This window comes from Variovorax saccharolyticus (assembly GCF_030316765.1).
GTDB lineage: Bacteria > Pseudomonadota > Gammaproteobacteria > Burkholderiales > Burkholderiaceae_C > Variovorax > Variovorax saccharolyticus.
This window is the reverse complement of the sequence record NZ_JASZYT010000010.1, coordinates 243,965-265,562: the sequence shown is the minus strand read 5'-3', so window position 1 is coordinate 265,562 and position 21,598 is coordinate 243,965. Positions and strand designations below refer to the sequence as shown.

General features: G+C 69.4%; 21 protein-coding genes. 14 read left to right on the top strand and 7 right to left on the bottom strand.

The annotated features are described in order from the left end of the window. Positions 1-23 precede the first annotated feature (23 nt). The 12 genes from QTI45_RS27780 (at position 24) to QTI45_RS27725 (ending at position 11,400) form a co-directional block, all read left to right on the top strand. Positions 24-974 (top strand): LysR family transcriptional regulator, encoded by a 951-nt coding sequence (locus QTI45_RS27780; protein WP_286371580.1) that lies wholly within the window; start codon positions 24-26, stop codon positions 972-974. Positions 975-1,119: 145 nt separating this feature from the next. After that, a complete protein-coding gene (locus tag QTI45_RS27775) occupies positions 1,120-1,629 on the top strand; it encodes a cupin domain-containing protein (protein WP_286656626.1) in 510 nt (169 codons plus the stop codon). 19 nt (positions 1,630-1,648) lie between these two features. Continuing rightward, positions 1,649-2,656, top strand: coding sequence for a hydroxyquinol 1,2-dioxygenase (locus QTI45_RS27770; RefSeq protein WP_286371578.1), 1,008 nt, complete (start codon positions 1,649-1,651; stop codon positions 2,654-2,656). A 121-nt stretch (positions 2,657-2,777) separates the two neighbouring features. Beyond that, positions 2,778-3,239, top strand: a complete 462-nt coding sequence (locus QTI45_RS27765) for a nuclear transport factor 2 family protein (RefSeq protein ID WP_286371577.1) — start codon at positions 2,778-2,780, stop codon at positions 3,237-3,239. 53 nt (positions 3,240-3,292) lie between these two features. Beyond that, complete coding sequence (locus QTI45_RS27760) at positions 3,293-4,756, top strand: aldehyde dehydrogenase family protein (protein ID WP_286656704.1); 1,464 nt, start codon at positions 3,293-3,295, stop codon at positions 4,754-4,756. Positions 4,757-4,761: 5 nt separating this feature from the next. Continuing rightward, positions 4,762-5,829 carry a maleylacetate reductase gene (locus QTI45_RS27755; RefSeq protein ID WP_286656625.1) on the top strand — a complete coding sequence of 356 codons (1,068 nt, stop codon included), beginning with the start codon at positions 4,762-4,764 and terminating at the stop codon, positions 5,827-5,829. Positions 5,830-5,886: 57 nt separating this feature from the next. After that, complete coding sequence (locus QTI45_RS27750; protein ID WP_286656624.1) at positions 5,887-7,146, top strand: ABC transporter substrate-binding protein; 1,260 nt, start codon at positions 5,887-5,889, stop codon at positions 7,144-7,146. 5 nt (positions 7,147-7,151) lie between these two features. Continuing rightward, positions 7,152-7,871 carry an ABC transporter ATP-binding protein gene (locus QTI45_RS27745; protein WP_286656623.1) on the top strand — a complete coding sequence of 240 codons (720 nt, stop codon included), beginning with the start codon at positions 7,152-7,154 and terminating at the stop codon, positions 7,869-7,871. Continuing rightward, positions 7,868-8,596 carry an ABC transporter ATP-binding protein gene (locus tag QTI45_RS27740; protein ID WP_286656622.1) on the top strand — a complete coding sequence of 243 codons (729 nt, stop codon included), beginning with the start codon at positions 7,868-7,870 and terminating at the stop codon, positions 8,594-8,596. The genes QTI45_RS27745 and QTI45_RS27740 overlap by 4 nt, the downstream gene beginning before the upstream one ends. Then, positions 8,593-9,453: a branched-chain amino acid ABC transporter permease gene (locus QTI45_RS27735; protein ID WP_286656621.1), complete on the top strand. Its 861-nt coding sequence runs from the start codon at positions 8,593-8,595 to the stop codon at positions 9,451-9,453. Before QTI45_RS27740 ends, QTI45_RS27735 begins: the two co-directional genes overlap by 4 nt. A 23-nt stretch (positions 9,454-9,476) precedes the next feature. Continuing rightward, positions 9,477-10,553, top strand: a complete 1,077-nt coding sequence (locus QTI45_RS27730) for a branched-chain amino acid ABC transporter permease (RefSeq protein WP_286656620.1) — start codon at positions 9,477-9,479, stop codon at positions 10,551-10,553. Next, positions 10,537-11,400 carry an intradiol ring-cleavage dioxygenase gene (locus tag QTI45_RS27725; RefSeq protein ID WP_286656619.1) on the top strand — a complete coding sequence of 288 codons (864 nt, stop codon included), beginning with the start codon at positions 10,537-10,539 and terminating at the stop codon, positions 11,398-11,400. The genes QTI45_RS27730 and QTI45_RS27725 overlap by 17 nt, the downstream gene beginning before the upstream one ends. Here the strand turns inward: QTI45_RS27725 and QTI45_RS27720 are convergent, their stop codons facing one another. Next, a complete protein-coding gene (locus tag QTI45_RS27720; RefSeq protein WP_286656703.1) occupies positions 11,401-12,366 on the bottom strand; it encodes a YeiH family protein in 966 nt (321 codons plus the stop codon). Between the two features lie 205 nt (positions 12,367-12,571). Between QTI45_RS27720 and QTI45_RS27715 the strand changes: the two genes are divergently transcribed. Then, on the top strand, positions 12,572-13,498 hold the full coding sequence (locus QTI45_RS27715; RefSeq protein ID WP_286656618.1) for a LysR family transcriptional regulator: 927 nt from the start codon (positions 12,572-12,574) through the stop codon (positions 13,496-13,498). 31 nt (positions 13,499-13,529) lie between these two features. Here the strand turns inward: QTI45_RS27715 and QTI45_RS27710 are convergent, their stop codons facing one another. Continuing rightward, positions 13,530-15,026: a coniferyl aldehyde dehydrogenase gene (locus QTI45_RS27710; RefSeq protein WP_286656617.1), complete on the bottom strand. Its 1,497-nt coding sequence runs from the start codon at positions 15,024-15,026 to the stop codon at positions 13,530-13,532. A 135-nt stretch (positions 15,027-15,161) separates the two neighbouring features. Here QTI45_RS27710 and QTI45_RS27705 point away from each other — a divergent pair, with 135 nt between their 5' ends. After that, a complete protein-coding gene (locus QTI45_RS27705) occupies positions 15,162-16,238 on the top strand; it encodes an AraC family transcriptional regulator (protein WP_286656616.1) in 1,077 nt (358 codons plus the stop codon). Positions 16,239-16,274: 36 nt separating this feature from the next. On the opposite strand, the gene QTI45_RS27700 is transcribed toward QTI45_RS27705, so the two are convergent. The 5 genes from QTI45_RS27700 to QTI45_RS27680 form a co-directional block, all read right to left on the bottom strand. Beyond that, positions 16,275-16,607, bottom strand: coding sequence for a cell envelope biogenesis protein TolA (locus tag QTI45_RS27700; protein WP_286656615.1), 333 nt, complete (start codon positions 16,605-16,607; stop codon positions 16,275-16,277). Positions 16,608-16,762: 155 nt separating this feature from the next. Next, positions 16,763-17,005, bottom strand: a complete 243-nt coding sequence (locus QTI45_RS27695; protein WP_286656614.1) for a hypothetical protein — start codon at positions 17,003-17,005, stop codon at positions 16,763-16,765. Then, positions 16,995-18,155 (bottom strand): tetratricopeptide repeat protein, encoded by a 1,161-nt coding sequence (locus tag QTI45_RS27690; protein WP_286656613.1) that lies wholly within the window; start codon positions 18,153-18,155, stop codon positions 16,995-16,997. Before QTI45_RS27690 ends, QTI45_RS27695 begins: the two co-directional genes overlap by 11 nt. Beyond that, complete coding sequence (locus QTI45_RS27685) at positions 18,152-19,657, bottom strand: DUF4331 family protein (RefSeq protein ID WP_286656612.1); 1,506 nt, start codon at positions 19,655-19,657, stop codon at positions 18,152-18,154. The genes QTI45_RS27690 and QTI45_RS27685 overlap by 4 nt, the downstream gene beginning before the upstream one ends. Before the next feature lie 10 nt (positions 19,658-19,667). After that, positions 19,668-21,467, bottom strand: a complete 1,800-nt coding sequence (locus tag QTI45_RS27680) for a di-heme-cytochrome C peroxidase (RefSeq protein WP_286656611.1) — start codon at positions 21,465-21,467, stop codon at positions 19,668-19,670. Between the last annotated feature and the right edge of the window lie 131 nt (positions 21,468-21,598).

The window sequence follows — 21,598 nt, the reverse complement described above, 5'->3', positions numbered from 1 at the left end:
CGGAGTCGCTACATTGCTGACCCATGGATCGACTCGAGAACATTGAGACATTCGTGCGCGTCGCGCAGACCCAGAGCTTCGCGGAGGCCGCACGGCAGATGCGGGTGTCGAAGTCGGTGGTCACCAGCCGCGTGAAGCAGCTGGAAGACCACGTCGGTGCGCCGCTCTTTCACCGCAGCACGCGCGTGGTGCGGCTCAGCGATGTCGGCCAGGCCTTCCTGCGCGACTGCACCGAGCTGGTCGGCCGGGCCAACGACATCATGGACCAGATGCGCGATGCCAAGGAAGGGCCCACCGGCACGCTGCGCGTGCATGCGCTGACCGGCTTCGTGCTGGGCCGCTTCGCGACGCTGCTGCGGGCCTTCCAGGTCAGCTTCCCGGACATCCACCTGGAGCTGATCGTCAGCGATGCAGTGGTCGATCCGGTGAAGGCCGGCGTGGACTGCGCGCTGCAGATCTTTCCGGCGGCCTCGACCGAGCTGGTGTCGCGGCCGCTGTTCCCGGTGCGCCGGGTGTTCTGCGCCACGCCCGAGTACCTGCGCGCCCACGGCATGCCGGCGAGCCCGCGCGAGCTGCACAAGCACGCGCTGGGCCTCTATTCGGGCTATCCGACGCGCGACCGCTGGACCTTCCATCGCGCCGGCGAGCAGGTCACGATGTACATGAGCGCCGCACTGCTGACCAACAGCGTTCACCTGCTTCGCGAGTACGCGATGGAGCATGCCGGCATCGTCTGCCTGCCGACGCTGGTGGCCGGCGACCCGATCCTGCGCGGCGAGCTGCAGGTCGTGCTGCCGGAGCACCAGCTGTCGTCCTTCTCGCTCAGCGCGGTCTATGCGGGGACCTCGCGCAATGCCTTCAAGCTCAGGCTCTTCATCGAGCACATCACGGCCGCCTTCGCGAAGGTGCCGCCGTGGGACGCAGCCATGATCGAGCGCGGCTTGCTGCCGGCGGGACTGATCACCGACGCTTGATGCCTTGAGGGTAAACCCTGCGCATTGACCGGATTCACCGAACAATGCGGCCCGCTTTTGAGGCCTACCGCAGCGGCCCCCCGTTTCCTAAAGTGCAGACACCGCAGCCCGAGGCTGCACTGTCCGGCACCTGAGGAGACAACCCATGACCGCTGCCTACCAGACCCGCTTCGGGTCGCTGAAGAACTACCAGAAGGGCCACGTCGAGCCGATCGCCGACGACGTCCGCCACTACGCGTTCTCGAACTGCTTCGACATCGCGAGCAAGAGCAAGCCTTATGAAAAGGTGGTGTTCGGCCAGAACCAGATCTACGTGCTGGAGGCGCTGCGCGCCGAGGGCAGTTCGCCCTGGTACACCAGCGCCCACGACGAGTTCGCGCTGGTGATGGACGGCGAGGTCGAGATCCACCTGGTCAAGCTCGACGCCGGGCAGGCCGTCGCCGATGCGGAGAAGAACGGCGCGGTGCTCGTGAAGGGCGAACCGAAGGGCCCGAAGATGGGCTGGATGAGGCTCTCGCGCGGCCACCAGGGCCTGCTGCCGAAGAACACCGCCTACCAGTTCCGCAGCGCCGGCGAGCCCGGCGTGATCGTGCTGCAGACCTGCAAGGGCGAGCTCTCGGTCGAGAAGTGGGCCGACATCTGCCAGATGCACTGAGCCACCGAGGAGCACCGCCATGAACGCACCCGCAGAACTCGCCAAGGTCATCGCGTCGCAGCCCGACGCCACGCTCGGCTACAAGGATTTCTCGCTCGGCAGCTTCGGCTTCCGCCGCGACGAGTACTTCGCCCACATCACCTGGAAGACCCGCGACGGCCGGCCGATGAGCCACACGATGGACATCGGCAACTACCTGCGCGCCCTGATGCGCGACGTCGCCTGGGGCTTCTTCTACGGCTGGGTGAACTTCGACGACGTGGTCGGCACGGTCAACCACTACCAGTCGGTCGACCTCTATGCCGGCAGCTTCAACGGCACCATGAAGGACGCGGGCATCGACCTGCTCGAGAACTTCCCGACCGCGCAGATCCGCGCCACCTTCGAGGCCATGCTCGACGACTGGACCAACGAGAGCTTCGATCCGTTCTCGGCGCCGCAGGAAACCGGCTCGCCCTACGGCCGCAAGAACGGCAGCAACACGGCCAGGATCACGCGGGCGCGCGAGCTCGCCACGCGCTGCGTCGGGCTCAAGGGCGACCTCGACCTGCGCAGCGACGCGCGCGGCGCGCCGGTCAACCGGGCCTTCGCCGACGTCGACCAGGCGCAGCCCGAGCTGCACCCCGAGCCGGGCTTCGAGAACGAGGTGCACGCCTTCAATCTCTTCGGCTTCCTGAGCCGCTCGCAAGTGACCTGGAACCCGAGCTTCACCTCGGTCGTCAAGCACAGCTACATGTGCCCGACCACCGAGGAGCACATCCTGCCGATCATCCACGGCAACGACCGCGTCGAATGGTTCTTCCAGATGACCGACGAGATCCACTGGGACTGCGGCGACAAGAACACCGGCCGGCCGATGGCGCGCGTGATCATGAAGGCCGGCGACATGGCGGCCATGCCGGCCTACTGCCGCCACCAGGGCTTCAGCCCGAAGCGCTCGATGCTGCTGGTCTGGGAGAACGGCTCGCCGAGCCTGGTCTACGAGATCCAGAAGGGCGAGAGCCCGGAAATCCCGGTCCAGTTCTAGGACGGAGGCCGAGGCCGCGCGCAAGACCGCGCGGCGCTCGCCGCGAAGCGACCTGAATCCGGCAGCCCCGACCGGCTGCGCCGGTGCGCCCTCACGTCAGCAGTGAAGAAGGAGACTCACCATGGCACTCACCCGTCAAACCATGACCGACGAGCAACGCAAGTCGGTGGCCCTCGAATACCTCAAGGCCTACGACAACGGCGGCGTCACCTCCAGCGGCGGCTCGATCCTGGACCTGTTCGCCGACGACGCCCAGGTGTACTTCCCCAAGTGGGGACTGGCGAACGGCAAGGCCCAGATCGGACAGCTGTTCGGCGAGGTGGGCAGCCGCGGCAAATCGATCCGCCACGACTACGCGGGCTTCAACTGGATCTTCTCGGGCGGCGACCTGTTCGCCTGCGAGGGCACCAGCTTCGGCGAGCACGCGGATGGCCCGTGGCGCGCCGGCGTGCCCGAATGGGGCGCGGGCCGCTGGTGCGATGTCTTCGAGATCCGCGACTGGCTGATCCAGCGCTGCTTCATCTACCTCGACCCGGACTACGCGGGCAAGGACACCGCCCGCTACCCCTGGCTGAACAAGTGAACCACCCCATGACCCTCGCAGACATCCAGCAGGCCGCCGGCCTGAAGACACCGATCCGCCACCAGCTCTTCATCGACGGCCGCTTCGTCGATGCCGAGTCGGGCGAGACGCTGGCGACCTTGAACCCGCACGACAACTCGACCATCGCCGAGGTGGCGCTGGCCGGCAAGGCCGACGTCGACCGCGCGGTGGCGGCCGCGAAGCGCGCCTTCCCGGCCTGGAGCCGCATGGCGGCGGCCGACCGCGGACGCATCCTGCTGCGGCTGGCCGACCTGATCGAGGCCAACGGCGAGGAGCTCGCGCGCCTCGAGTCGCTCGACACCGGCCATCCGATCCGCGATTCGCGCAAGCTCGACGTGCCGCGCACCGCGGCCTGCTTCCGCTACTTCGGCGGCATGGCCGACAAGTTCCAGGGCGAGACGATCCCGGTCGAGGCCGGCTTCCTCAACTACACGCTGCGCGAGCCGGTCGGGGTTGTCGGCCAGATCGTGCCGTGGAACTTCCCGCTGATGTTCACCAGCTGGAAGATGGCGCCGGCGCTCGCGGCCGGCAACTGCATCGTGATGAAGCCGGCCGAGATCACGCCGCTGAGCTCGCTCAAGATCGTCGAGCTGATGGCCGAGGCCGGCATGCCCGATGGCGTGGTCAACATGGTGCCGGGGCTGGGCAGCGTGGTCGGCCAGTACATCGCCGAGCATCCGGAGATCGCCAAGGTAGCCTTCACCGGCAGCACCGCGACCGGGCGCCGCGTGGTGCAGGCCAGCGCCGGCAATCTCAAGAAGGTGCAGCTGGAGCTCGGCGGCAAGGGACCCAACATCGTCTTCGAGGACGCCTTCCTGCCGGCGGCGGTCAACGGCAGCGCCTGGGCCATCTTCCACAACCAGGGCCAGGCCTGCATCGCCGGCTCGCGCCTGATGCTGCACGAGAAGATCGCCGATGCCTTCCTCGAGCGCTTCGTTCCGCTGGCGCAGTCGATCCGGCTCGGCAACCCGCTCGACGATGCCACCGAGATGGGCCCGCTCACCAGCGCGCAGCATCGCGAGCGCGTGCTGCACTACGTCGAGGTCGCGAAAGAGCAGGGCGGCGAAGTGCTGGCCGGCGGCGCGGCACCCGGCGGCGAACTGGCGCGCGGCTGCTATGTGCAGCCGACCATCGTGCGGGCCAGGTCGTGGCGCGACCGCATCGCGCAGGAGGAAGTCTTCGGCCCCTTCGTCACCGTGCTCACCTTCAAGGACGACGAGGAGGCGATGCAGATCGCCAACGGCACCGACTACGGCCTCGGCAGCGGCCTCTGGACCGCCAACCTGCAGCGCGCCCATCGCGTCGCGCGCGACCTGCACGCGGGCATGGTCTGGATCAACAGCTACAAGCGCGTCAATCCGGGCTCGCCCTTCGGCGGCGTCGGCCAGAGCGGCTACGGCCGCGAGATGGGCTTCGACGCGATGCGCGAGTACACGCAGGTCAAGAGCGTGTGGGTGAACGTCGACGCCCAGATCCCGCCGCACTTCGTGCGCTGAGCACCATGCGCGACTTCGTCCACACCAGCCATGCGCAGCGCGTCGTGTTCGGCGCCGGCGCGCTGGCCCATCTGGCGCGCGAGATCGACGCGCTGGGCGCGCGCCGTGCGCTGGTGCTGTCGACGCCCGAGCAGCGGGCGCAGGCCGAGCGCGTGGCCGCGATGCTGGGCGCGAAGGCGGCGGGCGTCTTCGATCGCGCCGTGATGCACGTGCCGATCGAGACCGCGCGCGAGGCCCGCGAGCTGGCGCGCCGGCTCGACGCCGACTGCGCGGTGGCGATCGGCGGCGGCTCGACCACCGGCCTCGGCAAGGCGATCGCGCTCGACTCGGGCCTGCCGATCCTCGCGATTCCGACCACCTATGCCGGCAGCGAGATGACGCCGATCTACGGCCTGACCGAAGGCGGGCTCAAGAAGACCGGCAAGGACGTGCGCGTGCTGCCGCGCACCGTCATCTACGACCCCGAACTGACGCGCACGCTGCCCGTGGGCCTGAGCGTGACCAGCGGCATCAACGCGATCGCGCACGCGGCCGAAGGACTCTATGCACAGGACAGCAATCCGGTCATGGACCTGATGGCGCGCGAAGGCATCGCCGCGATCGCGCGCGCCCTGCCGGCGATCCGCAGGCAGCCCGACGCCATCGAGGCGCGGGCCGATGCGCTCTACGGCGCCTGGCTCTGCGGCAGCGTGCTCGGCGGCGTCGGGATGGCGCTGCATCACAAGCTCTGCCACACGCTGGGCGGCAGCTTCAGCCTGCCGCATGCCGAGGTGCACGCGGTGCTGCTGCCGCATGCCGTCGCCTTCAACGCGCAGGCCGCGCCGCGCGCGATGACGGACATCGCGCAGGCGCTGGGCAGCGCCACGGCGCCCGAGGGGCTGCAGGCGCTGGCCCGCGACAACGGGGCGCCGCACGCCCTGAAAGACATCGGCATGCGCGAGGCCGACCTCGACCACGCCGCCGATCTCGCGGTGGCCAACCCCTACTGGAATCCGCGCCCTTTCGGGCCGGCGGAGCGCGATTCGATCCGCGCGCTGCTGCAGCGCGCCTTCGACGGCGATGCGCCGCGCTGACGGACGGCGCCGGCACCGGCTTGTGCAACGAAGAGAAGACCAGAGAAGGAGACCACCATGACCCTCAATCGCAGACAGTTCACCCAGGCCGCGGCCGCGCTGGCCGCCGGCGGCGCCGCGCCGCTGGTGTTCGCGGCCGACACGCTGAAGATCGGCTACGTGTCGCCGCAGACCGGACCGCTGGCGCCCTTCGGCGAAGCCGACAAGTGGGTCATCGACCAGATGAAGACCGCCTTCAAGGACGGCATCGGCGTGGGCGGAAAGAAGTTCGCGGTGCAGATCGTGCTGAAGGACAGCCAGTCGAATCCGAACCGCGCGGGCGAGGTCGCCAACGACCTGATCCTCAAGGAGAAGGTCGCGCTGGTCCTGACCGCGGGCACGCCCGAGACGGCCAACCCGGTCAGCGATGCTTGCGAGCTCAACGAAGTGCCCTGCATCTCCAGCGTGGTGCCGTGGCAGCCCTGGTTCTTCGGCCGCAAGGGCGATCCGGCCAAGGGCTTCGCCTGGACCTACCACCTGTTCTGGGGACTGGAGGACGTCATCGCCAACTTCACGAGCGGCTGGAAGACCATCCCGACCAACAAGAAGGTCGGCGGCCTGTTCCCCAACGACGGCGACGGCAACGCCTGGGGCGACAAGGAACTCGGCTTTCCGAAGCCGCTCGCGCAGATGGGCTTCACGCTGGTCGATCCGGGCCGCTTCCAGAACGGCACGCAGGACTTCAGCGCCCAGATCGCGGCCTTCAAGAAAGACGGCGTGGAGATCGTCACCGGTGTCGTGATTCCGCCCGACGCCAAGACCTTCCTGACGCAGGCGCGCCAGCAGGGCTTCCGGCCGAAGATCATCACGCTCGGCAAGGCGCTGCTGTTCCCGGGCGCGATCGATGCGCTCGGCGATCTCGGCGACGGCCTGTCGACCGAGGTGTGGTGGAGCCCGTCGCATCCCTTCACTTCGAGCCTCACGAAGCAGAGCGCCAAGGCGCTGGCCGAGGCCTACGAGACCGGGGCGAAGAAGCAGTGGACGCAGCCGATCGGCTTCGCGCACGCCCTGTTCGAGGTGGCGGCGGATGCGCTCGCGCGCGCCAGATCGCAGAAAGCTGCCGACGTCCGCGACGCGGTGGCCGCGACCTCCCTGGCGACGGTGGTCGGGCCGGTCAAGTGGGGCGGGCAGGGCCCGTTCAGGAATGTCAGCAAGACCCCGCTGGTGCTGGGCCAGTGGGGCAAGGGCAGCCGCTACAGGCACGAGCTGACGATCGTCAACAACGAGGCGGCGCCGAACATCCCGGTCGGCGGAGCGCTGCGCCCGATGCCCGGCTGACCGCCATGGCGCTGCTTGCACTCCACGCCGTCAGCAAGGCCTACGGCGCGCTCAAGGTCACCGACGACATCACGCTGGCGGTGACCGAGGGCGAGACGCTGGGCATCCTGGGGCCGAACGGCGCGGGCAAGACCACGCTGTTCAACCTGATCTCGGGCGACGTGCGCGTGGATGCGGGCCGGGTCGAGTACGACGGGCGCGACGTGACCGGACTCAAGCCGCACCAGCGCTGCCACGCGGGCATCGGCCGCAGCTATCAGGTGCCGCAGCCCTTCGGCAACATGAGCGTGTTCGAGAACCTCGTCACCGCCGCCTGCTTCGGGGCCCGGCAGCGCGAGCAGGAGGCCTGGCAGACGGCGCACGAGGTGCTGGCCCAGACCGGGCTGATGGCGCGCGCCAACCAGCCGGCCGGGGCGCTCACGCTGCTCGACCGCAAGCGGCTGGAACTGGCGCGCGCGCTGGCGACCCGGCCGAAGCTGTTGCTGCTCGACGAGATCGCCGGCGGCCTGACCGAGCCCGAGGCGCGGCAACTGGTCGAGGAACTGCAGCAGATCAAGGCGCGCGGCGTGACCATGATCTGGATCGAGCACGTGGTGCATGCGCTGCTGTCGCTGGCCGATCGGCTGCTGGTCATCAACTTCGGGCAGAAGCTGGCGGAAGGCGCACCGCGCGCGGTGATGAACGACCCCGAGGTCCGGCGGGTCTACATGGGGATCGAAGGATGACGGCATTGCTTTCGACGACCGGCCTGCAGGCTTTCTATGGCGATGCCCAGGCCCTGTTCGGCATCGACTTCGAACTGCACGCCGGCGAACTGCTGGCGGTCATCGGCGCCAACGGCGCCGGCAAGTCGACCTTCCTGAAATGCCTGGCCGGCCTGGTGCGGGCGCCGCGCGAGGCGGTCCACTTCAAGGGCCTGCCGATCGGCGGCCTGGCGCCCGGCGAGATCGTGCGGCGCGGCCTGGCCATGGTGCCCGAAGGCCGGCGGCTGTTCGCCAGCCTCAGTGTCGAGGAGAACCTGCTGATGGGCGCGGCGAGCGGCCGCAGCGGCCCCTGGAACCTGAAGCGGCTTTACGAGATGTTCCCGGTCCTGGCCCACAAGCGCGCCGAGCCCGGCACCTCGCTGTCGGGCGGCCAGCAGCAGATGGTGGCGCTGGGCCGGGCGCTGATGAGCAATCCCGAACTGCTGCTGTGCGATGAACTGTCGCTCGGCCTGGCGCCGATCGTGATCCGCGAGATCTACGCCGCGATGCCGCGCATCACGGCCGAGGGCATGACGGTGGTGATCGTCGAGCAGGACGTCGGCATGGCGCAGCAGGTGTCGCAGCGCGTCTACTGCCTGCAAGAGGGGCGCGTATCGCTCAGCGGGCGCTCCAGCGAGCTCACGCGCGAGCAGATCTCGCAAGCCTACTTCGGTCTCCAGGCGCATGCGGAGGCGGCCGCGCCATGATCGAGACCTTCATCCAGGGCCTGCTGCTCGGCGGCCTCTACACGCTGTTCGCGCTCGGCCTGTCGCTGATGTTCGGCGTCATGCGCCTGACCAATGTCGCGCAGGGCGACTTCATCATCCTGGCCGCGTTCGCCGCCATCGCCGGCGTCTCGCTGACCGGCAGCGCGCCGCTGTGGGTGGTGCTGGCGGTGCTGCCGGTCGCCTTCTGCGCCGGCTACCTGCTGCAGCGCCACGTGCTCAACCGCACGCTGGGCAAGGACCCGCTGCCCTCGCTGGTCGTCACCTTCGGCCTTTCGATCGTGATCCAGAACCTGCTGCTGGAGCTGTTCTCGGCCGATCCGCGCTCGATCGAGGTCGGTCCGCTGGCCACCGAGTCGGTGCGGATCGGCGATTCGCTGGCGCTCGGCCTGCTGCCGCTGCTGATCCTCGGGGTGGCGCTGGCGGCCACCGCGGCGATGCAGTGGATGTTCGCGCGCACGCCGCTGGGCCGGACCTTCCGTGCGGTCTCCGACGATCGCGAGATCGCCGAACTGATGGGCCTGAAGGCCAACCAGGTCTATGCACTGGCCACCGGGATCGCCTTCGTGCTGATCGCGATCGCCGGCGCCCTGCAGGGCATGCGCACCACGGTCTCGCCTTCGGACGGGCCGCTGCTGCTGCTGTTCGCCTTCGAGGCCGTGATCATCGGCGGCATGGGCTCGTTCTGGGGCACGCTGGCCGGCGCCATGATCCTCGGGCTGGCGCAGCAGATCGGCTTCCGGCTCGATCCGGGCTGGGGCATCTGGTTCGGCCATCTGGTGTTCCTCGCGGTGCTGGTACTGCGGCCGCAGGGACTGTTTCCCAAGACCCGCGGCTGAGGCCGAACCCCATGGACCCGGACATGAACCCTCGGACCTTCGACGTCGTGCGCGGCACGGACGCCAGCCGCTCCCTGCTGTGGGTCGCCGCCGTGCTGGTGATCGGCGCCGCCACGCTGCCCCTGTGGGGCGAGTCGAGCTGGATGCGCGAGTTCGTCGAGATCGCCTGCTACTTCATCTTCGCGATGATGTGGAACCTGCTGGCGGGCTACGGCGGCATGGTGAGCATCGGGCAGCAGGCCTTCTTCGGCTTCGGCGGCTACGTGATGCTGATGCTCGGCAACTTCGCCGGCGTCAATCCCTTCGTCGCCATCCCGCTCGGTGCGCTGGCGGCCGCGCTGATCGCGGTGCCGGTGTCCTTCGTCGCCTTCCGGCTCGCGGGCGGCTACTTCGCCATCGGCACCTGGGTCATCGCCGAAGTGTTCCGGCTCAGCTTCGCCAACGTGTCGGCGGTGGGCGGCGGCTCGGGCACCACCCTGACCGCCCTGCGCGGCATCGAGCGCGCGACCCGCGAGAGCGTCACCTACTGGATGGCGCTGGCCTGCGTGGTGGCGGCGATCGCGCTGGTCTACCTGTTCCTGCGCAGCAAGCGCGGCCTGGCGCTGCTGGCGATCCGCGACAACGAGGTGGCGGCCGAGTCGCAGGGCATCCCGGTCGCCCGCATGAAGCTCGCGGTGTACGTGGTCGCTGCCTTCGGCGCCGGCCTGGCGGGCGCGCTGTATTTCGTCGGCAACCTGCGCATCAGCCCCGACGCTGCCTTCAGCGTCAACTGGACCGCCTTCGCGATCTTCATGGTCGTGATCGGCGGCATCGGCCGCATCGAGGGGCCGCTGGTCGGTGCGCTGATCTTCTGGGCGCTCAACAAGTTCCTGAGCGACTACGGCACCTGGTACCTGCTCGGGCTCGGCCTGCTCGCGATCGTCGTCACCATCTTCTTCAAGCAGGGCCTCTGGGGCTACGCGCAGCAGCACTGGGGCTGGTCGCTGTTCCCGACCCAGCGCCGCCTGGCGCTGCGCGATCCGGCGGCCTCCAAGCGTTCGATGCCGGTCGCCCGGGTCGCCGAAAAACTGGAGCTTCATCCCCATGCGAAACATCAATGAGAACACCATCACCGCCGCCGTGCTCGACCGCATGGCGGGCTGCGAAGACCCGCGGTTGAAGGAAGTGATGTCGGCGCTGGTGCGCCACCTGCACGACTTCGCGCGCGAGGTGAAGCTGACCGAGGCCGAATGGGCGGCCGGCATCGAGTTCCTGACCGCGACGGGCCAGAAGTGCGATGGCCAGCGGCAGGAGTTCATCCTGCTGTCGGACACGCTGGGCCTGTCGATGCTGACCGTGGCGATGAACCATTCGAAAAGCGCGCAGGCCACCGAGGCGACCGTCTTCGGGCCCTTCCACGTGCCCGGCGCGCCGCGGCTGCCGCTCGGCGGCGACATCTCGGGCGGCGCGGCGGGCGAGCCGCTGTTCGTCGACGCCACCGTTCGCGGGCGCGACGGTGAACCGGTCGCCGATGCCGAGGTCGATGTCTGGGAGGCCGACGCCGAAGGCTTCTACGATGTGCAGCGCCCGGCGCTCGACCGGCCGCAGGGCCGCGCCGTCCTGCGCACCGACGCCCGGGGCCGGCTGTGGTTCCGCGGCGTGATGCCGGTGGCCTATCCGATTCCCACCGACGGACCGGTGGGCGCGATGCTGCGGGCCACCAGGCGCCATCCATGGCGGCCTGCCCACGTGCATTTCATGATCCGGGCGCCGGGTTACCAGACGCTGATCACGCACGTGTTCCGCGCGGGCGACGAGTATCTGGACAGCGATGCGGTGTTCGGCGTGCGCAGCTCGCTCATCGGCAACTTCGCATCGCATGCCGCCGGAAGCGCGCCCGACGGCAGCTTGCAGCCGGGGCCTTTCCATACGCTGGGCTTCGACTTCGTGCTCGAGCCTGCCGAGTGATCAGCTTCGCAGCAGGATGGCGGCCAGCACGAAGCCGGCCATCCACAGCGTCTCGACCAGCAGCAGCGCGAAGGGCCGCCAGCCGGCGCGGGCCAGTTGCGCGAATGAAGTCTTCACGCCCAGCGCCGCGATGGAGATCACCAGGCAGGCACGGGAAATGTCGTTGAGGCCGTTCTGCACGGCCGCCGGCACGCCGCCCACGGAGTTGATGATCACCAGCGCCACGAAGACCCAGAGGAACCAGGGCACCAGGGCTTGCCTGGCACCGGCGCGGGCGCCTTCGCTGGCCGCGCGCTGCCGCTTGAACAGGCCCGACACCACCACCACCACCACGGCCAGCATGGAAACGCGGAACAGCTTGACGATGGTGGCGTAGTCCCCGGTTTCCTGGCCCAGCATGTAGCCGGCGCCCACGACCTGCGCCACATCGTGGATCGTTCCGCCCAGGAACAGGCCCGCGAGCTCGGGCGGCAGGTGCAGCAGCCTGGCGATCAGCGGATAGATCACCATGGCCAGGGTGGACAGCACGGTCACGGTCACCACGACCATCAGGGTGAAGCGCTCGCTCTCCTTGCTGCGCGGCAATACCGCCGAGATCGCCAGCGCGGCCGAGGCGCCGCAGATCGCGACCGCGCCGCCCGACATCACGCCCTGGGCGCGGTTCATGCCCAGGCGCGCTCCCAGCAGCACCCCGCACAGCAGCGTGCTCACGACGGCGACGATGACGATCGCCGCGGTGCTCCAGCCCAGGCCGGCGATCTGGCTGGCCGTGATCCGCGCACCGAGCAGCCCGACGCCGATGCGCAGCACGCTGCGGGCGCAGAACTCGATGCCGGGTCGGGTCTTGGCGTCCTCGCTGAGGTAGTGGAAGGCGACGCCGAAGAACAGCGCATACAGGAACTGGGGGCCTCCGTGCAAGGTGGACACCAGCGTGGCGGCCATCGCCAGCACGCACGCGAGGCCCATGCCGGGCAGCAGCCGCCCCAGGTGCTGCGGCAGGCCTGCGGGGCTGGTGGCGGTGTCGGCCGCGAGCGTGGGCGGCAGGAAATTGAACACGGGTACTTCTCTTCGGGACTCTGCGTGGAGGGCAAGTGCGCGGAATTCGGCGCCTTGAGGAAAGGTGATGGTAGGCAGAGGAGATAAAAGAAAAAAGCGGATAATTTCGATATCAATGATCGATAAATCAGATCAGCAATCCTTCCAGCGCCTGCGCCTCAACCTGCGCCAGGTCGAGGTCTTCCTGGCCACCGCGGGCAGCGGCAGCACGCGCGCGGCGGCCGACCGCATCGCGCGCTCGCAGTCCGCGGCCAGCACCTCGCTGGCCGAACTCGAGGCCGCGCTCGGGGTCGAGCTGTTCGACCGCATCGGCCGGCGTCTGCTGCTCAACGAGAACGGGCGCGCTCTGCTGCCCAAGGCCCAGGCCCTGGTCGAGCAGGCGGCCGAGGTGCAAGCGCTGTTCACCGACGAGCACGCCGCGCCGCTGCGGGTGGCCGCCAGCTTCACGATCGGCGAATACCTGCTGCCGAGCCTGGTGTCGCGGTGGACCCAGCGCCACCCCAAGAGCCGGATCCACCTTCGCATCGGCAACACCCGCGACGTCATCGACGCGGTCGCGGCCCTCGAAGTCGACATCGGCTTCGTCGAAGGTTCCCAGACCCATTCCGACCTGGTCGTGCGGCCCTGGCTGGATGACGAGATGGTGATACTCGCCGCGCCCGATCACCCGCTGGCGGATCGCTGCGCGACGACCCGCCAGCTCGCCGGCGCCACCTGGGTACTGCGCGAACACGGTTCCGGCACCCGCCAGTTCGCGGACGAGTGGCTGCTGAAGCACCTGGGGCAGGTCCGCGTCGGCTTCGAGCTCGGCAGCACCGAGGCGATCAAGCGGGTGGTGGCGGCCGGCGATGGCCTGGGCTGCCTGTCACGCCATGCCGTGCAGCAGAGCGTGGCGGACGGGCATCTGGTCGAGTTGCGGACACGCCTGCCCAAGGCCAGCCGCCAGCTCGCCATCGTCCTGCACCGCGAAAAGCGGCTGGGCCGTGCGAGCGCGGATTTCCTGGCCCATTGCAGCGCCGCCGAGCTGCACCCGGCAGGCTGATCAAGGCGCCTCGCGCGCGCGAGGCCGGCGCTCAGGCCTGGTGTTCGGAAGGGGTCGTCCTGGCCGCCAGGCCGGCATCGGCGCGTCCGACGAAGAACCGCAGTGCCAGCCGCTGGACGAAGCTGCCGTAGGGCGGATAGAAGAGATCGATCGGGAACAGGCGCTGGCGCTTGAACACGGTCTTCCCGTGCGACAGCTCGCGGAAGCCCTCCACGCCGTGGTAGGTGCCCATCCCCGAGTTGCCGATGCCGCCGAAGGGCGCGTCGTGGTTGACCACCTGCCAGCCCCAGTCGTTGATCGCGACGCCGCCCGAATGCGTGCGGCGCAGCAGCGCATCGCGCTCGCCGGCGTCATGGCTGAAGCAGTAGAGCGCCAGTGGCCGCGGCCGGGCGTTGATGAAAGCGATCGCCTCGTCCATCGTGTCGTAGGGCACGACCGGCAGGATCGGGCCGAAGAGCTCCTCGGACATCACGCGCATGTCGGGCGTGAGATCGGTCAGGATCTGCAGCGGCATCTGACGGCCCTCGCCGGTCGGCATCGGCGCGCAGCTCGCGACCGTGGCCCCCTTGGCGCGGGCATCGTCCAGCAGGCCGCGCAGGCGCTGGTATTGCCGCTCGTTGACGATGGCCGTGTAGTCGGCGTTGCCGACCGTCTTGCCGGCGTAGAACTTCTTGAAGCTGAGCCCGACGGCCTCGACGAACTCGGCGACATGCTCGCGCGGCACCAGCGCGTAGTCGGGCGACACGCAGATCTGGCCGCAGTTGGTCGACTTGCCGTGGGTGATGCGCCTGGCCGCGTCGGCGACCGGGTAGTTGCGGGTGACCAGCGCCGGCGACTTGCCGCCCAGCTCGAGCGTGACCGGCGTGAGGTTCTCCGCCGCCGTGCGCATGACGATGCGGCCGACGGCCGGCGAGCCGGTGAACACGATGTGGTCGAAGGGCAGCGACGTGAAGGCATTGGGGTCGAGCAGTTCCTCGCCGACCACCGCCACCAGGTCTTCGGCGAACACCTCGGCCAGCATGCGCTTGAGCACCGCGTTGGTGGCCGGCGTCACCTCCGGCATCTTCACCATCACGCGGTTGCCGGCGGCCAGCGCCGCCACCAGCGGCCCGAGCGCCAGGTAGACCGGGAAGTTCCAGGGCACGATCACGCCGACCACGCCCTTGGGCTGGTATTCGACCCGGATGCTGTTGCTGATGAACAGCAGCTCGGTCGAGCGCCGGCTCGGCTTCATCCAGCGCCGGACATGCCTGATCGCGTGGTCGAGCTCGAGCATCGATCCCAGGAGGTCGAGCATCTTCGATTCCGCTTCCGACCGGTAGCCGAAATCGTGGCTCATGGCCTCGGCAAGAAGGTCCTGATAGCGCGACACCTGCTTCTTGAGCGACCTCAGCCGTTCGCGCCGCTGGTCGGCGTCGGGCCAGGGCGCCGCGGCGAAGGCAGCCTGCTGGGCGGCGAAGAGCTGGGCGACGCGTTGCTGCGCGCGGTCGACGGGTTCTGCGCGCGGCGCGTCCAGGGTGTGGGTCATGAGGTCTCCATGGGACTGGGGGTGCCAGGCGGCAGCCCGTGCTTGGAGCTTGAATGTAGACGTCCGGGCGGTCGGCGCCTAGGTTGCCCGCCGCCAGAATCGGGTGAAAATCTGCCAACACTTCAAGCTGACCCCGTGCCCCGCAAGCCCACCGGCCGCCCGTCCCCCGCGATGTCGTCCCTGCTGTTTCGCCACGGCAGCGGCGACATGGAGACGCCGAGCGAGAGCACGCTGGGCCTGCCGGCGCTGGTGGAGACCCTGGCCGGGCTCGGCGTCGACGCGGCGGCGGTGCTCGAGGGCACGGGGATCTCGCCGCTGGCGATCACGGACCACAACGCGCGACTCTCGCAGCGCCAGAAGTTCGCGCTCTTCGACAACGTGGAGCGCCTGTCGCCGGACCCGGCGATCGGCCTCCTGGCCGGGCAGCGGCAGCGGATCCCCGACTTCGGTGTCTTCGGCTATGTGCTGCTGAGCAGCGCGACCCTGGGCGAGGCGGTGAACTTCGGCATCCAGCACGTGCGGCTGGCCGGGCCGGTGCTCGAGAAGAGCTTCCGCATCGAGGGCGAGGTGGCGATCTTCGAGGGCCGCGACGTGCTGGACCTCGGGCGCCTGCTCCCCCTGGCGACCGAGTTCTGGTTCAGCTCGATCGTGACCCTGATGGGGCGCATCCTCGAGCGGCCGTTCCAGCCGCGGCGCATGCTCCTGCCCTACCCCGCGCCGGCCTGTGCCGCCCGCTACCCCGAGATCCTGAATTGCCCGGTGAGTTTCGCGGCCGATGCCATGCAGATGCAGTTCGATGCCGCCCTGCTGGCGCTCCCGCTGCCCAACGCCAACCCGATCACGGCCAGCCTCTCGGCCGACTTCTGCGGCCGCATGCTCGAGGCCATCGGCGGCGAGAACCTGCTGGTCAAGTCTATCAAGGAAGCCTGCCTCAACAGCGCCGGCGCCGTGCCCCGGGCCGAAGACATGGCCGCGCGGCTGCACGTGTCGACCCGGACGCTGCATCGCCGCCTGGCCGATGCCGGCACCAGCTACCAGGACATCATCGACGGCGTGCGCAAGCGCCTGGCCGTCGAGCTGCTGGAGCGAACGGAGCTGTCGGTGGACAAGATCGCCGAGCGCAGCGGCTTCGCCGATACCTCGAACTTTCGCAAGGCCTTCAGGAAGTGGACCGGCCAGACCCCGGCCTTCTTCAGGGAGCGTCGAGGCTGAGGCGGGGCACGTACCTGCCCGCAGCTGCCGAAGGCGCTACTTGGCGGCCGGCATGCCGGGCGTGTTGGGCGGCGCGGGGTACTGGCCCGGCGCCGTGCCGGGGTTGCCGGCCTCACGGGCGTTGGCGCGGGCCTGGCCGGCGGCGGCCGCCTTGCCCGAACCGATGTTGTCGTTCAGGGGCGAGTTGACCTCGTCGCCGCCGATCTTCCTGACCTCGCCCTGCGGCCGCGCGTTGGCCTTGTCCTGGGCGCGCTCCTGGGGCTTGGAGTTGGTGATGACCTGCTCCTGCGACGAGGTTCCCGGCGGGTTCTGGGCGTAGGCGCCTGCCGCGGCCAGGCCGGTGATCAGGATGGCGAGAAACTTGCTCATGGCGAGCTCCTTGTTGGGCTGTGGACCGATCGAGCCATTGTGTGAGTGCCCACGCCACAAGACCATCCCGGCGGCCACGTACAGCCACGTACGTGAGCGCCGAAGGCGCAGCCGCAGCGATGCCGCGAGCCTGCCGGCCAGGGCCAGGGCCCGGATCAGTGCCAGGCAGCGCGCCATTGCGTGTCGATCGCGATCCAGGCGGCAGCCTCCGGCTGGGCTTCGCCGGGGTTCCATCCCAGGATCCGCAGCTCGGGCGAAGCTCCGGCGGCGACGGCGGGCAGCGCAGCCGCCGGCGGCGCTGCGGCCCCGGCGGCGGCGAGCGTGCCGAAGGCGGCGAATGCGCCCACGGCGGGCGCCGCGCCGCTGCCGAGTACGAAAGTCCTGCGGTCAATCGGCATGGTCTTCCTCCGTGCGCGGCGACAGGGCGGCCAGCGGCGATTGCCGGAAGGCGGGCGTCGATCCCCAGCGCCGGCGGGCCGCCGCGAGGATACCTGCCGCCTCCTGGGTCTCGCCGGCCCGGGTCGCCGCCTCGTGGGCCGACTCGAAGGCCCGCAGCGTCGGGCGGTTCGCGAGGTCGATGCGGGTCAGCTCGAAGGCCCGGCGCGCATCGCCGCCGCTGCCGGCATAGAACTCCGCCGCGTGGTCGGCGAAGGCGAGCGGATGCCGCGCCAGCAAGGCCTCGAAGCCGAGGCGCGCGGCTTCGGACAGTGCCCGCGCCTCGGCCGGCCGACCCTGCACGATGGCCACGTCGGACAGCCGCCAGCTCACTTCCGGGTCGCCGCTGGCGAGCGCCGGAAGCAGCAGCGCGCGGGCCTGGCCGGCGCGGCCTTCGGCGCTCCGGATCTCGGCCAGATGCACGCGCGCCTTGACGTACCCGGGCAGGTATTCGATGGCCTTGGCATACCAGCGGGCCGCGCGCGCGGACTGCGGCTGCGGCGCCCGTTCGCCCCACAGCACACCGAGCAGGAAGCAGACCCAGGCCACGGCGAAGGGCGAGACATCGCGGTAGGCGCCCAGGGCGCGGCAGTAGGCGCGATCCGCTTCGTCGACCTCGCCCAGGTCGTCGAGCAGGGAACCCAGGGGCACCCAATCCTCGAGCCGCCCCGACGCCGCGGCGACGCGCCGCCGCCGCTCCAGCAGGGCCTCGGGCGAGACGCCGCAAGCCTGGTCGATGCTCATCGCGAGCCGCTCGATGGCGGGCGCGGGCCCGCCGCGCTGCGTGGCCCGCGCGAGGCATTGCCGCGCGTGGGCGAAGCGGTGGACCGATGCCGCGACCTGGGCCTCGATGAGCGCCGTGCGTGCGCTCTCCGGGTCGCGCCGGAGCAGGTGTGAAGCCAGCTGCTCCAGCCGCTCGCAGGCGTCGAGATCGCCCAGAAATTGCGCGGCGAGCTGTTCCTGCTCGACCAGGCCCTCGGCGATGCCCGTGCGCAGCGGCGCCTGCCAGAAGCGGTTCCAGGACTGCGCGAGGGTGCTTCGCAGGTTGATGGCGGCGATGGCGCCGTCGGTGGCCTGCACCGGTCCGGTCGGGAGTTCGGGGTCGGCGCTCATCTGGGAACGCCGAAGCGCGGCTTCAGGCTGTCGAGGCCGGACTTCAGCAAGGTCGAGCTGATGGTCTTCACGATGATGTCGGGCTGCCCGCCCGGCATGTATTGCACGCGCCATTCGACCGAACTGCCGCTGCCCTTGGGCTTGACGTCCAGCATGCCGGTGTAGTCCGTGGCCGGAATGCCCGCGATCGAGGTGTAGCGGTAGCTGCGCTGCCTGTCGTCCATGGCGTCGAGCCGCTCGATGATCTGCTTGCCGTCGATGGTCTCGATGGTGCGCAGCTGGCCGACCCCGGTGCCGGTCAGCTTCACGCTCGCGATCAACGGATGCCAGTCGCCGCCGAAGCCGCCGATGAGGGCCCAGACCTGCTCGGGCGGCGCCGCGAGATCGACCGAGAAGGCCAGGTTCTGCAGTTCCGCGTTCGGCGCGGCCAGGTAGGGGAAGGCCGAGGTGCCCGGCTTGGTCGCACCGGTCGAGCCACCCTGCAGGAACTCCCGGTCGTGGTTCACCATCCAGGTGAGCAGGATGTCGATGACGTCGGCGTTCACCGTGCGGCCGCCGCCGGTCTGGTGCGGCCGGCCCGCGAGCATGCTCTTCTCGATCTCGAGGTGGCTGGTGTCGGTGGTGGGCTTCGCGACATCGATGACCATGAAGTCGTCGAGGAACATGCTGGCGTTGGCGGCCAGCGCAGCGGGGCTCCAGTCGGCCTTGCCGTCGCGCAGGTCCCAGTTCTTCAGGCTGTCGACCATGCGCTTGCGGAACAGGGGCATGAACTCCTCGGAGATCGCGAAGGGCGTCTGCTGGTTCCAGAGGTCGCGCAGGTCATCGGTGCCGGCCAAGCCGTTGTTGTTGAGCCGCATGTTGGTCTGCTCGGGACGGCCGACCCAGTCGATGCGCGGCGGGTCGTGGCCGATGAAGCCGCCGGGCTTCGGTATCGGGATGGTCTCGGCGATCACGCCGAACAGCGAGCCCTTGGCCGGTTCGAGCACGCGGCCGGTGTCGAACTCGATCAGGAAGCTCAGCACGTTGTCGTGCTGCAGCAGGTTCGGAAACTTCTTCATCTCGCCCACGATCCAGGCCAGGTAGAAGGGGTCGGAGCGCAGGCCCGCGAACACGCGGTACGTGCCGTCGGCCGAGCTGGCTCCTTTCTCGTCGTCGACCACGAAGCGGATCGTCTGGCCGCCCGGCAGGGTGCAGGTGCCGCGCTGCACCGGCCTCTTGCCCGCCGCGGCGCGCTCCAGCACATCGAAGCGGAAGCTGAAGCGAAGCTCCGGATCGCCCGGCCTGAACCGGGTCTGTTCGCCCGTGCCGGCGATCGCGAGCCGCCGCACGACGATGGCATGGTCGATCGCGTTCGAGAACATCGCCTGCGTGCCGGCGGAAGGAAACACATTCGCCGCCAGCACGGTGCGGCCGGCATCCGCCGGGCTGGCGAAGGCGAACAGGTCGGTCAGGTCGGCGGCGGGATCGCCGATCTGGCGCGGTCCATCTACATGGTCGGACATGGCGGGTCGCTCACTTGCGAGACCACTTGCTGGTGCCCGTGACCGCGTTCGGCGGGCCGCCGAAGGGCGTGACGCGGCCCGCTTCCTCGGGGATCGACTTCAGGTATTCGACCAGCGCCCAGCGCTGCGTCTCGGTCAGCAAGGGGCCGATGACGCCGTTGCCGCGCGGGCTGTTCTCGAACGAATGGCCGGCGTTCGAGTTGCCTCGCAGCGAGGTGTCGAGCAGGAAGCTGCCGCTCTTGCCGCTGGTGTCCAGGCCCACCTTGACCGGATCGAACTCGCGCCCGACGTAGAACTTCCTGGTCCGCTCCCTGGCCGGAACCAGCATCTCGTAGAGATTCGGCACCGAGCCGTTGTGCAGGAAGGGCGGCGTGGCCCAGACGCCGTCGCGCGGCGCGGCCTTGTAGGCATCCTCCGTCTGCCGGGCCGGCGGCAGCTCGCGGTATCCGTGCAGGTTGATGGTCTGCTGTTCGTCGAGCTTCAGCTCGGACAGTGCCTTGTCCAGGACCAGCTTCTGGGTGATAAGGTAGAGCGCGCCGGTCGGAATGACCTCCTTGTCCTTGAAGGGCTCCGGCAGGAAGGGCGCGAGGTTGCCGGTGATCGCATAGGGCCGCAGGTTGTCGAACTGGCCGGGGTCCGTGCCGACATACTTCTGCGGCACCACGCCGACCTCCAGGAAGCGCTTGCCGTACTTGTTCGGCGGCGTCCACGTGTAGGGCCAGGCGTTGTGGCAGCTGGCGCAGTGGGTGGCGAACAGCGCCTTGCCGGCGGCGGCCTTCTGGCGGTCGATCCGCCCGAAGATCTCTTCGGGCCACTTGGGCGGCGCGAGCCGCGTCAGCTGGTTCTCGATCTGCTGCAGGTTGAGCAACTGCGCATTCGACTCGAAGAGCCCTTCCGCCGGCGACTTCGAATGCAGGTTCATCGGCAGGTAGACGCCCATCGATTCGACGAGGTTGCGATTGATCGGGTCCTGCTGGGAGGCCCGCCACTGGGTCCAGGAACCGTGTGGCGCGTTCCACAGGAAGGGCGGCTTGGTGGGCGCGAGCGGGGTCGAGTTGTTCTGCGGGATGCGGGTCTCGATGGCCAGCAGGCGGTTGACGATGGCGGAGATGGCGTCGATGCGGGACGGCCCCCAGACGGTCGGCGTCGCCAGCGTGCGCGTGCGGTAGTCGCGGATCGGGCCGGCCTCGCGCTCGACGCGCTTGCCGAGCTCCGTCTTGGCTTCCGCGCTCATGGCGCCGAGCCGGACCGCCAGGCGATCGAACTTCTGCTTGTCGGCCAGCGTGGCCTGCATCGCATCGTCGAGGGCACCCACGTAGCCCATCATGTCGAAGGTGTTGGCGGCGCCGCCGTCGATGCGGATGCGCTTGCCCTGGTAGTTCAGCTGCGCGTTGTGGCAGGCGGCGCAGGTCAGGCCGACCTGCACGTCGTCCACGCTGCTGCCCTTTCTCCTGACGATGGTCTTGCTGAGTCCGATGGGCAGCGCGTCGGGGTTGTTCTGCGGATCAGCGGGCTGCGTGATCAGGCCGAAGCGATCGCTGTTGGCGTCGGAGCGGAACAGTTCCTGGCTGCCCGCCAGCTCGAGGTTGAGGAACAGGTCGTAGGACATCACGGCCGAGCCCTGCGAGACCTGGTAGTACCAGGCCCGTTCGGCGGCCGTCCAGCCCTGGTCGAGGAAGACCACGGGCCCCGCGCCCGCCGCCGGCTGCGCGGCGGGGTTCTGCATCAGTGCCATGCCGAGCAGGATCGCGCAAGGGAGTGCCTTCAAGGCGTGGGTCCGGGCCGCGAGCGGCCGCATGTAGCGCTGCATGGAAGCCTCCAGGACTGGAAAACGAGCCGTGGCTGTCGACGCTTGCGGGACATTCTCAAGGCGCGGTGCGCTGGCGCCTATCCCGGTGCCCACCTAGGTCACGTACGTGGTCCTGCGTGGCCGTCCGGATG